Below are 12,218 nucleotides of genomic sequence, written 5' to 3' on the forward strand. Positions count from 1 at the left end.
GCGCGCCGGACGGCGCACTCGCTTAGATCATGCCTGCGCGGCTGCCGTCTGAACCTGGCAAGAACTTACTAGCAGTTCTGCGCCGAGTTTCTTCCGGCGCGGTGTCGGGACCGGGAAATCAACCGGGACGACCGTTCCAGGCTAACGCACATCGTCCTGGGATGCGGCAACGACAGCGCCTTACCAGCAGGTTCCACTCTCGCCCAAACCAGCAACCAGGCGCAGAAGGGCCAGAGAAACGCATCGTTTCGTCGATCTCGGCGCGCGTGGATGCCTGATTCCAACGCTCACGTGACGGCTAATTCTCCTGCGCCGACGCTGCCGCCCGGGCCCAAGCTGCCACCGGCCAGCCGCCCTGCTGATGCCGCGGAGGCCAGTACGGCCGGCGACCCAGTGGCGAATCACGGCGTCGCGGTTCACGCCCCGGCAGCCGGCTCAAGAGGCAGTTCGTACTGGCTTGCGATCCCCTTCAGCAGCAGGGTGACCTGCTGCTGAAAGGCCTCGCTGTCGAACGGATCGTTGCCGGATTCCGCGATGGCCCGTAATGCCGGATATTCCGTGGGAGCTCGTCGTGCGAGAAGCGTGAAGATGCGGGCACGCCACGGCTGGCCGACTTCGGCGTTCAGGTGCTCCCGGTGCGCTTCGCTGACACTGCCGATCGCCAGGGCGCTGACCGCGGCCCACACCGCAATGGCGTCGTCAGGCGCTAAGCCATTGCTGTGCAACGCATCCAGCGCGTCACCGATGTAGGCCATCTCTCCGTCGTCGCGCACCCCGCCGCTGACGAATTTCTCCAGCAGCGCAGGCTCGGCGGCCAGCACAGTACGGACGTAGGTGGCATAGCTGCGCAGCCAGGTGGCCCAATGCCCGCCGCGGTACGGCGGTGGTGGGGATTGGGCCAGCGCGCCTTCGGCGGCCAGCCCAAGGAGTTCGTCCTGGTTCTTCACATGGTGGTAGAGGCCGGGCAGGCTGATGCCGAGATGCTCGGCTACGCGCCGCATCGTGACGTTGTCGGGCCCGATATCGAGTGCCGCCCTGGCGATGGCGATCTTGTCGACGCGCGGCGGACGACCCCGGCGCGGCACCGACCGGGTCTTGTCCATCGTCAGACCGGCCTTATCTGACAAGGGATTCCGTTGAGAGCGTGCGTGTTGCTCGGGATGTCGATGACATCGGTGGGATTGAGAAGGTTGTTGTTGACGCCGGGATGGGCGTTGGCGATGTCGAGTTGCGTGCCCGACAAGCCGTGACCCCAGCCGTGCGGCAGGCTGACCACCCCGGGGGTGATCTCATCGGACACCTCGACCGGTACGGTGATCGCGCCTTCGGTGGTGCTGACTTCGGCTGCGGCCCCGGTGCTGACGCCGATGCGGGCGGCGTCGACGGGGTGGATCAGCAGCGTGCAGCGGTCGCGTCCCTTCATCAGGGTGGGCACGTTGTGCAGCCAGGAGTTGTTGGACCGCAAGTGACGTCGGCTGGTCATCACCAGCTCGGGTCTGGTGCGGTCCATCCGCGCGACGAGCCGCGGAATGTCGTCGGTGATGTGGTCGTGCAGCAACTCGACCTTGCCCGACGGCGTCGTCACCGTCTCGTCGAGGCGGCCGCCGGCCAGTTCTTCCAGTCGCAGGCCGTTGGGGTGGCGTTTGACCTCGGCCAGCGTGAGCCCGCCGGGACGCTCGCCGAAACGGTCACCCCACGGTCCGACGCGGATGCTCAGGTCGGCCAGTCGTTGCGGCCCGTTGCCCTCCAGCGCCGCCATCACGGTGGCCGCGTCGAGGCCGGTCAGCGGATTGTTGGGCAAGCCCGCGAAGGTGGCGATCGTGCCGGCGGTGTAGAGGTCGTCGAGTGCGGCAACGTCGACGTCGGCGACGGGAGTGCCGAACAGCGCACCACCTAAGCGCAACAACAACTCCCACTCATGTGGGCGATGCGGATCGGGCTGCGGATCGAAGACGGCCTCGGAGTGTTTGATACAAGAGGCCACGGCGTAGATCCAGTAGAGGTCGTCGATGTGGGCGTGTTCGAGGGGCGACAGTCCCGGAAAGATCACGTGCGCATGGCGGGTGGTTTCGTTGAGCCAGTTGTCGATCGAGATCATCGCGTCCAGGCTCTCCAGCGCGCGGGCCAATCGGCCGGCGCCGGGCACGGACACCGCCGGGTTGCCCGCCACCGTGATCAGCGCGCGGATCCTGCCGTCGCCGGGGGTGTCGATCTCCTCGGCGAGGCAGCCCACCGGAAACGAGCTCAACACCTCGGGCGCCTTGCGCACCCGGCTGTGGAACCGTCCGAACCGGTAGCCCGCACCGTCTTGGTCAGGCGGCTTGCCGAACATCGGCACCCAGACCGGGGGCTTGGCGAACACCGCACCACCGGTTCGGTCCAGCGCACCCAGGGCGGTGTTGAGCACGAACACCAGCCAGGTGGTCAGTGTGCCGAACTCCTGAGCGCAGCCACCGATTCGGCTGTACACCACAGGATTTCGAGCGTGGGCTAGATCGTGGGCGAGGCGGCGAATGACGGGAGCCTCGATGCCGGTGGCTGCGGCCACCCGTTCCGGCGTGAACTGATCCGCCAGCGCGACCACCTCGTCGAGGCCCAGCACCCGGTCGCGGAGGTGATCGGGCTTGCGCACCCACCCGTTCTCCCCCAGCGTGCGCAGGATCGCGAACAGCAGCAGGGCGTCGGTGCCGGGCTGAATCGGCACCCACTCACTGGCACGCTCGGCGGTCGCGGTGCGCCGTGGGTCGACAACCACCACAGCGCCCCGCGCCTTGACGTCCTTGAGCAGGCTCATGATGTCCGGCGCGGAGAGCATCGACCCTTGGGACGCAGCGGGATTGGCGCCCAGCACCATGAGGTGATCGGCGCGGTACAGGTCAGGGATCGGCCCGTTCCACATTCCGCCGAAGAGCAGACAGCTCACCACGTTCAACGGCCACTGGTCGACGGTGCCGGGCGAGTAGTAGCCCTGCATGCCGCCGGCTTGGGCGAATCCCAATAACGCGCCGATATAGCTGGCCAGGTCGCTGTTGTGCGCGACAGGATTGCCGATGTACACGGTCAGAGCGCGGATTCCATCGGAGTCGAGGACCGGCCGTAGCACCCGCTCGGCCTCGGCGTAGGCGTCGTCCCAGGACACCGCGACATGGTTGCCGTCGGGGCGCCGCACCATCGGTTGACGGAGCCGGTCGGGATCGTGGTGCAGTTGACCGATCGACACGCCCTTGGGGCAGATATGGCCGGCCGACCACACGTCGTCTTTGTTGGGCCGCACGCTGGACACGTGCCCGTCGGTGACGCCGATTCGCAGCCCGCACATCGCCTCGCACAGGGGGCAGGTCACCAGATGCTCGGTCGAACCCATTGGAACCTCCGCACGAGCGCGCTACGTCACGCAATTTTGATAATGTCTATCAAAATTACGGCGCTGTCAAACGTCGTTACGAAGCCGACCAGCCGTCGGTAAAGCCTGTGAGCCCGCTGGGCTGGTGTGGGCCGATGGCGATCTGCTCGACCACCCCGACACCGCGACGGTCGCCCATGGTGGCCAGCACCAGGTTCTGCAAGTGGATCGAGGCGAAGTCGGTGGGGTCGAAGTCGTCCAGGGCTATCGATTCACGGCCGGTCTCCAGCACCCCGTGATTGCTACCATGGCTCCAGTAGGGATGCCAGTAGCCGATGCCGCGCATGCGAAAGGTGAAGACCTTCTCGATCTCGATATGTGTCGCACCCTCGACGGGATCCTGAAAGGACAGCCGTGCGCGCCGCAGTTCGCGCCGCCCGGGCTCCCATTCGATGTCGTAGGCGATGTCATGGCATTCGCGCACGCCGGTCCGGCTCCACGGGGCGGTGTCAGCGGCCAACGGCGCGAGCACCTGGGCCGTCTCCAGCCAGCGGCGCCCGTCCTCGTGTTCGTGAAAGGCAAAGTGGGTGAAGCGATCTCCGAAATGCAGTGGCGCCCAAAGCCAAAACACCTGGAACGGCATCGGCTCGCGAAGCACCGGGACCTGGTCACCAACCGGTCGAATACCCCAGGAGCGGTCGCGGGTGCCGGAGACCTGCGTGGGGTGCACGGCCACTTCGTCGCCGTCGACGGCGATGGCGCCCTCCCACGTCCCCCACTGGGTGAGACGGGTGTGATCGGTGAGCAGCACGCCCTCGACGGTGCGCCGCTGCTGACGGGGTTCCTCGATAGCGACTGTCGTGGCGCGAAACGTCAGGTCGCAGGTGATCCCATGGTCATTCGGCTCGACGACGAAGCGGATCACGCGCATCGGTTCGATGACCTCGATCCGGATGGGACCGATTGCGGTGGAACGATCCTGGGGCATGGCCCCGGAGGCGAAGACCGAGTGTTCGATGCCGTCCTTGACGATGCTGAACGCGGCGTCGATGCCACCGCGGACCGGATAGTGGCCCATCGACGCCCCGAAGTAGAAGTCGCCGTCTCGCTGATGACCGTTGAACCAGTACCGGTCATAGTGATTGGGATCGGCACTGGCCGGCGTCGCGATGGGATCCGCGGACGCGTGGATCGGATAGTCGTCGAACGGGGTGAGCATGGTCCTCCAAAGGGCTTGTCAGGATCCCAGCAGTGCGAAGGCGTCGAGATCGGTGATGGCCGCAGCAGCCCGATCTGCCATCACGGTGAACATCCGGTCACCGCGCTCGGTGGCTTGCGAAACGAACGCACCCAGTACCGTGATGAACACACCCTGGAATAACGCGTACCGATAGTCTTCCCAACAGGTTTCGGCGTCGTACCCGGTGACACCGAGCTCCAGGAGCCGTTGGTGGTAGGCCGCGACGATGTCGCGTTCGGCCGCGCGGCGGTCGGTGACCGACAGGCCGCACGCGACGAGCAAGGTGACGTCGCGCAGCGGGGATCCCGACGACATCACCTGCCAGTCCACGGCGATGACCGGTTCGGGCGCACCGGGTGGGGCGAAGAGCAGATTGTCCAGCCGGTAGTCGCCGTGCAGCAGTGCGAACGGCGTCCGCCGGCCGGTGGCCCATTGCGCGAAACGGTCGGAGAACTGCTGCAGCACCTGCGCTGTGCTCGGCTGCACCGGCTTCTGCTCGAGGAACTGTGCGGTGGCGTTGGCCAGCAGTTCACCGGTGAATTCCGGCATGGCCGTCAGGTCGGGAATGAGCCATTCGAGGGTGCGGATGGATTCGTCGTTCCAGGTCGGCGCGTGCAGTCCCGCGACGTTGACCGCGGCCGCCAGGGCCTGCTCGGTGGAACAACCCGCGATCTGATCCCCCGCCTCGGCGGGCGCCAGGTCTTCCAGCAAGAGAGTGAAGGCGTTGGCCGCGGGATCGGCGGCGACGTAGTGGCAGCGCGGCAGCCGCGCGCTGACGCGGTGGGCGAATTCACTGTAAAAGCCAGTCTCGCAGCGATATCCGAGGGTGCCGGCCGCCCGGCTGTCGGCCTCGGACGCGGGCAGTTTGGCGATCAGGGTGGCCGGTCCGTCACCGTGGGCATATTCGATTTGCAGCCGGAAGCACGAGCCCATCTGGCCGGTGCCGACCCGCTCCGCGGACACCGCACCCACCGCGACATCGAGCCCTGATGATGTCAACGCCGCTGTCAGCCAACGGGAGTCGATGTCGTCGACGGTGTCCACGACCGCTTGGCCAGTCAGCTCGCCCACGCTGTTTCCTTCCTTCACTTCATCATTCGTTGCACCCTGCCTAAAGCCGTTGGCGAGGCTGGCGATTCGGGAAACCTGCGGCCCAGCTGCGGCCGAAGTCACGCTAGTGCAGAGCTCACGGCACCAGCAATGATTTGCATAGTGCAAACTGTGCAGGTCAGGCGTCGGGCGGATGGCCGCCCAGGCGGGCCGTCACGGCCGCCGCCGCGGCGCGAACCCGTCCGCCCAGTTCCATCAGCGCGGCGCCGGCGATCGGCGTCGGCGGTTCGATGACCGCGACCGCAGCCACCGCCGCACCCGACGCGTCGAAGCACGCCGAGCTGATGCCGAGCGGCTCGTAGACCGCGCCCTTGTCGATGTCGCCGAGGAGCTGCGCCGAGGACAGGGTGTGGTCCTGGTTGCCGGCCATCCGCTGGGCGCGGCGGGAACCGTAGAACTCACCGATGGTGTCGCTGGCCATCGAGCGCAGTTCGGTGATCGGTACCGGCAGCATCTCGACTGCGAAACCCCGCCCCCGCACCACGCCCAGCGTGTGGTGGCACTGCCCCGGGTCGGCGGCATACACGGGGTCCCGGCGCAGCCAGACGTCGACCGCGTGCGGGCCCGCCCACGCGATCAGGACCGCTCCGAGCGGCGGCCGGAATTCCAGACGGTCGCCGGGGTGTACCGGCAGGTCGGGGCGCGCGTCCTGCGGCGAGCGCTCGACGTGTGCGATGACGAGGTCGGCCGACGACGGCGTCACGAGGCACACCATGCAGCCGAGGTCGGCGCTGAGTGCGGCGATCGCCGGTTGCGCTACTTCAGCCAGCTGCTGCGCCACGGCTGCGGCCTCGCCGACCGCCACCAGGCGGGGTCCAAGGCGGTAGGCCTTGGTGCGCTGTTCCTTGACCAGCCAGCCGACCCGGGTCAGTTCCGTCAGCATCGGGTAACAGGTCGCCTTGTCGATACCGAGTTGGCGGGCGATATCGGTCAGCTGATGGGTGTCCTGGGGTGCGGCGGCCAGATACTCGACGATCTCCACCAGTCGTTCGGTCTGCGGCGATCGTCGCGCCATGACCACCATCCTTCTGGCGATGTCCGCCAGACTGATTCACTGACGCTGCGCGCGCGGGCAGATCAGTGCGATTCTGCCGTTTTGGTGGTGGTCCCGGCTGGTATCGAACCAGCGACCTTCCGCGTGTGAGGCGGACGCTCTCCCACTGAGCTACGAGACCCGGGGTGGCGGGCACACCTGAAAGGTGGCGACTCGCCGACCAGGAACACTAGCACGACAAGACCATCCGGCCGGAATGTGCTCGTCGGAGGGCTCGGCCCACGGGATTTGTGTGGCTTCGGCTGCGTGGACTATTGTCGTCCTTCGCAGCGGGCGACGATCTCGTCCGAGGCGCGCGGACGTAGCGCAGTTGGTAGCGCATCACCTTGCCAAGGTGAGGGTCGCGGGTTCGAATCCCGTCGTCCGCTCGAAGGTCTTAGTGGCATCAGACCCAACGGTGGAGTGGCCGAGTGGTGAGGCAACGGCCTGCAAAGCCGTGCACACGGGTTCGATTCCCGTCTCCACCTCCAAGATTTACCCCGCGCGATTAGCTCAGCGGGAGAGCGCTTCCCTGACACGGAAGAGGTCACTGGTTCAATCCCAGTATCGCGCACCAGAGTTTATGCACTTAGATAGCGGTAGTTAGAACATCTCGTTAGACCGCGTGCGACATTCATGCGACTAGCTGTCCGGTTACCCTTGGCCGTGTTGGTCGTCATCTGTTTCGCGCTGGCCGTGAACCTCATCTTGAACGCGCTGCCCCCGTCGTGGGGCCACTGACCGCCGCACCGACCACGGGCCAGACCCTCACCGCCGAGGGATAACCTCGTATGCCCCCGCGTCGAACCCGTGTCACCACTGCGGCGAACAATGATTCGCATGAGCGATGACTACAAAATGCGTATTGAAGACCAGGGGGCGTTCCGGTGGCTCCGCCGCTGTTGGGAAGAACTATCCACCGCAGCCTTCGCGACCAGCGAAGCGTGGGGACCTGACGAGCCAGTGAAGCTCAGTCAGGCCGACTGCCAAGATTTACTCGACGCGATGCACGGGGTGCAGATGGCGTGGATGCACTGGCGCCGGTTCGTCCCCGAGGGCACGAACCCTCCCCCGTCGATTGATATGTAGCCAACCCGGCCCTGTCGAAAGCCAAGGAGAGCGAGCGGGTACGCCGTTCTCCTTTTCGTGGGGGAATTGACGCGGGGGGAAATATGGCTGAGTAGGTCGCGACTTCCTTGAGGGTCTAAAGATTTAACCCGCCCCCCTACCCCAAATGGAATATACGAACGGAAGCTCCGCCAGCAACGGAAAGTATTGCAGGAGAATGGAAATCGCAGCATAACCGTGGATTAGCCAGTAACATAAGGCAATTCGAGCGACTTACTCGAGCAAACGCTAAGCGACTGGATGCTTTGCCAGATAGAAGTCGAGGAACCTAGACGTGGCCAAGTTTGAATTTGACATCGCTCGCGGATTCGCAGACGGCATCGCGCCGATCCCGTGGGAACACGCCATTAAGCGCGTCGTCTCGTTCTGCTGCTCCCGTCGCAGCGGATGGCAGTCATACGACCTAGCCGGCGCCGAAGCTAGAGAAGCCGGCCACTTCGACATGGTTGCACCGTGGTCGCTTCTCTGGGCGGATGCGCTCGCAGGCCGTCTATCTGTGGGCAACCTTGACGCGTTCTCCCTTGCGCGGCGAACGGCGTTCGCGCAGCGGATCTCCGCATCCCCACAGGGAAGGATCTCGCGGACTTCGATGAGTCCGAGCGGAAGGCCGTTCACAACTTGTGCTCGTTCGGTTACCCCGGCGTATGGGTGCCGAAATCGACAAAGGTCTCATCTCTCTATCGTCCCCGCGCGGTGCCTGTCCTCGACGGCTATGTCGCGATGGCCTTTGGGTTCAGCCGCAGAGGCTTCTCGGAGGGAAAGGTTTCTCGCCGCGAGCGCATACAGCGGGTAGTCGATGCCCTCGCCACTTACCTGAATCAGCACCGGGAACACATGACGCAACTGCGCGAATCCCTGCGGGGTTCCGTGGCAGATATCGACGTCGCCTCGGATCTTCGTCTACTCGACATCGTGCTTTGGTGCTCTCAAGATGACAAGGACGAGCGTGCCGGGAAGAGGCGGAACGCTTGGCTGGACGCTGCCGAACGCGCCTATGAACCGGACCCGCTCACATGCATTGCGGTGACCGCCGGCGTGCCTCCCGAACTAACCATGGAGGTTCTCGACAGTTGGCCATAGCCCTCACCCCGTCTATAGACCACAAGTGCATGTTTCGGCGAGTTGTGGATGAAGGCTAATTTCACCTGCCTGTCGCCTTGACCCTGCGATGGTGAAGGCGTCGGCTCTCCGCAGGCGTTAAACGATGCAACATGGCGCTTTAGAAGAAGCTGGAGGCCGTCACGTAGCCACGGCCAGCGAAAGCGTGCTCGACCGATTCGATAATCGCGCAGGGGCCAACTGCGGCAATGGGCGCTACATCTCCGCCATCCTGAATGTTATGGCCTGTGGCCGCCGACAACACCGGTATCACAGAACGGGCAGGTGGTAGGTAAGGCAGCAGGTGAATCCTATTGTTAAATGGTCACGCCAATAGCAATAACACAAATCAAGTTCATGATGATCGAAAATACCGTCACGAGAGAATACGGACTACGCCCTTTGCGCTCCGCATAAGTGGCTGGTGGGGTTTTGAATACCCAAAGCAGGAGCCCACACGTTACTATGAATGCAATGGCAGTCACTGCGATAGCCACGACTACGTTTAGATCGGCGGATAAAGCCAATAAGCCGGTAATGATAGGGAGTATTCCAGCTGGAATAATCTGAACGAAATCGGAAACGTACTCAACATAATCAGGCATCTGCGCGGGATGAGTATTGGGGTAGTACGCGGCATCCGTCGGAACTCCGGCCTTCTGGGCATCTCGGTTAATGTGGCCAAGGAGAGCGCTGTTGGCAGCGTCAGTAATTAAGGGACTTAGCAGTAATAGGACGATTGCAAAAACTACGGGAAGTAACGGGCTATATCGTTCACTCCATGTTGGCGCGGGAATTGGCGGCCCATCCGCGAGGAACTGAAGCAGCATCCTATTACTTACTGGTTGAAACTTGTATATTCAGCGTCTCTGTATTTGACGCTGCCGCGCCGCCTGTCAGATTCCAAGTCAATTTGGTCACAATGTTCTGATAATTCGCAGCTCCACGACTCGTGAGCTTCTCCTCCGCCGCCCTCTGGCTCTTCCGCGGCCCTCCCCGGTTCTTCTTACCGGGTCGTGGCGGCAGTGTGAACGAAGTCTTCCACTCTGCATCTGGGGCGGTGCCCTGATAACGGACACTCGGAGAAGTACATTTAGCTTCGATTTCAATCGTATACGGAAGATTGCTAATATTCTCGGCGTGCACTCGATGACAATCGACGCCGTTAACGCTAACCGTGCAATTTCCACCAGAAGTGATGACTTGACTCACAATTTTAAGCCACGACGGACTGTTATTCGTTGAATCACTACAGCTCATTGTGGTAATCCCCTAACCCATCATTGTTTGGTACCGGAATAAAACAGCTTTGATAGCTCAGCAAGCGAGCCTAGAATATCGTCGCTGATGTATTCCGGATTTGCCGTCAAGTGCACCAGCTTCTCCGCAAAATATTGGTCACCATTATAAAGGTCTGAGGTGCTGTCACCAAATCCCGCCAAGACGATCCCATCCGCCATCATCGGTTGATACATGATGGACCGCGTCAACGAAACGTCGATTCGAAGAAAGCGGCAATTTGAATCAAAGAAATCGCGGTATTCTCCGCGTACATACTTAATTAGCCGATCTTCGCTCAACTGAAAATAATTTCCAGTATTCGATAGGTCTAGAGTTATATCGGAATCATCTAGTGAGGCGATGGACAAGATCGTCTCAACAAACTCCGATGGCGAATTGTTGGTCGTCCAATTCGCAGCAATGGCTTCAGCGGAAGCATCGAATACGGCCAGGCCTCCTTCTACAAATTGAATCTGCCGGACCAAACCATCGTCGCGCGGAATGTCTAGGAGCTCCCTTGCCACGGCAGGTCCTCCTTTGCCTCTGTACGGGAACCTTTAGACTATCGCTCTTAGCCGACAAGCACAGCGCATGCTGCAAATCCAAAGGTAAACGCGAAGTAGCCGATCCACCCACTTTGCACCGCGCCGCTTCGTGTTCACGCGCCGCTTCGTGTTCAATCGGAAAGCCCTCGAACTGCCCCTGCCTACAGGTGGGAGCAGCCTCGAATAGCCAGCGTTGCGGCTCCGTGACCATGGAAACGGCTGCCCCACTCGGCCTCCAACAATGAACAGAACAGTTCACCGCCCCGGAATCCTTATTGATGCGCAGACCTGCCTAGTTGGGGTACACCCATGCTGGACACCCGGTGCACGCCCTAGCGGTCTCGAAGTGGGGTCTTCTGAAGCATTGATTGACAATCGTCCATCAATTCTCTTGAGCCGTAGCCGCTGAAGCGTGTGGTGTGATGTCAGTCAAGCCGAGTTTGAGCTCGATCACTACAGTCGGCATGTCACGAGCGATGAACATCGCCGCACGGGTGCTGGTGCAACTGTGAGCCGCCGGAAAGTGCTACCCGACGCGCCGATCACTTGGCTGTCCCTGATTGACGAGTACCTCACGTAGTTGCGTGGCGTGGGCCGCTCACCCCAGACGGTCGAGCTGCGCCACTCCCAGCTCCGCTTTGTTGCCAGGGAAATCGGTGCCCATTCGAATGCCGTCACTGAGGACGACCTGACGACGTTCTTCGCCTGCTATGGCGAAGAACGGGGCCCGGAGACCCGCAAGAGCTACAGAGCTGCGGTGCGCGCGTTCTTCGATTAGGCATGGGAGTTCGGCTGAGTGCTGAGCAACCCGGCAGCCGACCTTCCGCGGGTCCAGACGATCAAGCCGACCCCAAGACCCGCCGACGACGGGGCATGGCACGAGGCCATGGCGGCGGCTCGATGACGAAGCCCTGTCGATTATGGACGACCCTGGCTACTACCGGCGGAGCATCACCGGACCAATAGACGAGGACTGGCTCCGATCCGCAGCGCAGGCAGCTGCCGCCGAGAGCGCCGCTTGGCGGGCAGAGATGGAGACGTTGCCCCGATCGCCGCCACCGTAAGAGCCGCTGATCGGCCCCGGGGGCGCCATCCTTCCGGGGTGGTAACGCGTTCATGCGGAGTTGGTGACCTGGTTGTCATCTGGTCCCGCTACCGTCTCAAGCCATGAGGATCGTCTTGCCGTTGATCGCCGTGGTGTTGCTCGCCGCCGCGGATGCGGAACTCAAGTGGTGGATCCTCGCCGCTATCGCGGCGTACAGCCTCTACCGCGGCGGCCGGCGGGTAATGCGCTGGCATCGCGCCCAAGCAGTTGCACGCTTAGACCGGCAAGTTGAGATCCACCGCCGCGGGGTCGCGGCCCTCTGAGCTACACCTGACTCCGCCCCGCCATCCTTCGGGGTGGCGGGCCGAATCATGTTGCCTACTAGGTGGTTCAGC

Annotated in this window: 10 protein-coding genes and 4 tRNA genes; 7 read left to right on the forward strand and 7 right to left on the reverse strand. The window is 62.9% G+C overall.

What is annotated here, in order from left to right; translation table 11 throughout:
* Nucleotides 1-416: 416 nt before the first annotated feature.
* The 6 genes from CG716_RS00590 to CG716_RS00615 form a co-directional block, all read right to left on the reverse strand.
* Complete coding sequence (locus CG716_RS00590; protein WP_234817648.1) at nucleotides 417-1,127, reverse strand: TetR family transcriptional regulator; 711 nt, start codon at nucleotides 1,125-1,127, stop codon at nucleotides 417-419.
* Complete coding sequence (locus tag CG716_RS00595; RefSeq protein WP_094475436.1) at nucleotides 1,106-3,364, reverse strand: molybdopterin-dependent oxidoreductase; 2,259 nt, start codon at nucleotides 3,362-3,364, stop codon at nucleotides 1,106-1,108. Before CG716_RS00595 ends, CG716_RS00590 begins: the two co-directional genes overlap by 22 nt.
* A gap of 76 nt (nucleotides 3,365-3,440) precedes the next feature.
* Nucleotides 3,441-4,562 carry an Rv3169 family protein gene (locus CG716_RS00600; RefSeq protein ID WP_094475437.1) on the reverse strand — a complete coding sequence of 374 codons (1,122 nt, stop codon included), beginning with the start codon at nucleotides 4,560-4,562 and terminating at the stop codon, nucleotides 3,441-3,443.
* An 18-nt stretch (nucleotides 4,563-4,580) separates the two neighbouring features.
* Entirely contained in the window at nucleotides 4,581-5,654 is a 1,074-nt protein-coding gene (locus tag CG716_RS00605) for an oxidoreductase family protein (protein WP_133066840.1), read from the reverse strand.
* Between the two features lie 157 nt (nucleotides 5,655-5,811).
* Entirely contained in the window at nucleotides 5,812-6,708 is an 897-nt protein-coding gene (locus CG716_RS00610) for a helix-turn-helix domain-containing protein (protein WP_165773987.1), read from the reverse strand.
* An 85-nt stretch (nucleotides 6,709-6,793) separates the two neighbouring features.
* Nucleotides 6,794-6,868, reverse strand: a tRNA-Val gene (locus CG716_RS00615).
* 174 nt (nucleotides 6,869-7,042) lie between these two features.
* On the opposite strand from CG716_RS00615, the gene CG716_RS00620 reads away from it, so the two are divergent.
* From CG716_RS00620 to CG716_RS00640, 5 genes are all read left to right on the forward strand, one after another.
* A tRNA-Gly gene (locus CG716_RS00620) sits at nucleotides 7,043-7,115 on the forward strand.
* Between the two features lie 28 nt (nucleotides 7,116-7,143).
* Nucleotides 7,144-7,217, forward strand: a tRNA-Cys gene (locus CG716_RS00625).
* Between the two features lie 11 nt (nucleotides 7,218-7,228).
* Nucleotides 7,229-7,303 (forward strand) — tRNA-Val (locus tag CG716_RS00630).
* Nucleotides 7,304-7,566: 263 nt separating this feature from the next.
* Nucleotides 7,567-7,815 (forward strand): hypothetical protein, encoded by a 249-nt coding sequence (locus CG716_RS00635; protein ID WP_133066841.1) that lies wholly within the window; start codon nucleotides 7,567-7,569, stop codon nucleotides 7,813-7,815.
* Nucleotides 7,816-8,412: 597 nt separating this feature from the next.
* Nucleotides 8,413-8,934: a DUF6308 family protein gene (locus tag CG716_RS00640; protein WP_234817670.1), complete on the forward strand. Its 522-nt coding sequence runs from the start codon at nucleotides 8,413-8,415 to the stop codon at nucleotides 8,932-8,934.
* Nucleotides 8,935-10,232: 1,298 nt separating this feature from the next.
* On the opposite strand, the gene CG716_RS29815 is transcribed toward CG716_RS00640, so the two are convergent.
* Nucleotides 10,233-10,757 carry a hypothetical protein gene (locus CG716_RS29815; RefSeq protein WP_133066842.1) on the reverse strand — a complete coding sequence of 175 codons (525 nt, stop codon included), beginning with the start codon at nucleotides 10,755-10,757 and terminating at the stop codon, nucleotides 10,233-10,235.
* 610 nt (nucleotides 10,758-11,367) lie between these two features.
* Here CG716_RS29815 and CG716_RS00650 point away from each other — a divergent pair.
* Nucleotides 11,368-11,556, forward strand: a complete 189-nt coding sequence (locus CG716_RS00650) for a hypothetical protein (protein WP_094475443.1) — start codon at nucleotides 11,368-11,370, stop codon at nucleotides 11,554-11,556.
* Nucleotides 11,557-11,945: 389 nt separating this feature from the next.
* On the forward strand, nucleotides 11,946-12,146 hold the full coding sequence (locus tag CG716_RS00655; protein WP_094475444.1) for a hypothetical protein: 201 nt from the start codon (nucleotides 11,946-11,948) through the stop codon (nucleotides 12,144-12,146).
* The last annotated feature ends 72 nt before the right edge of the window (nucleotides 12,147-12,218 follow it).

The organism is Mycolicibacterium sphagni, assembly GCF_002250655.1.
Lineage (GTDB): Bacteria > Actinomycetota > Actinomycetes > Mycobacteriales > Mycobacteriaceae > Mycobacterium > Mycobacterium sphagni.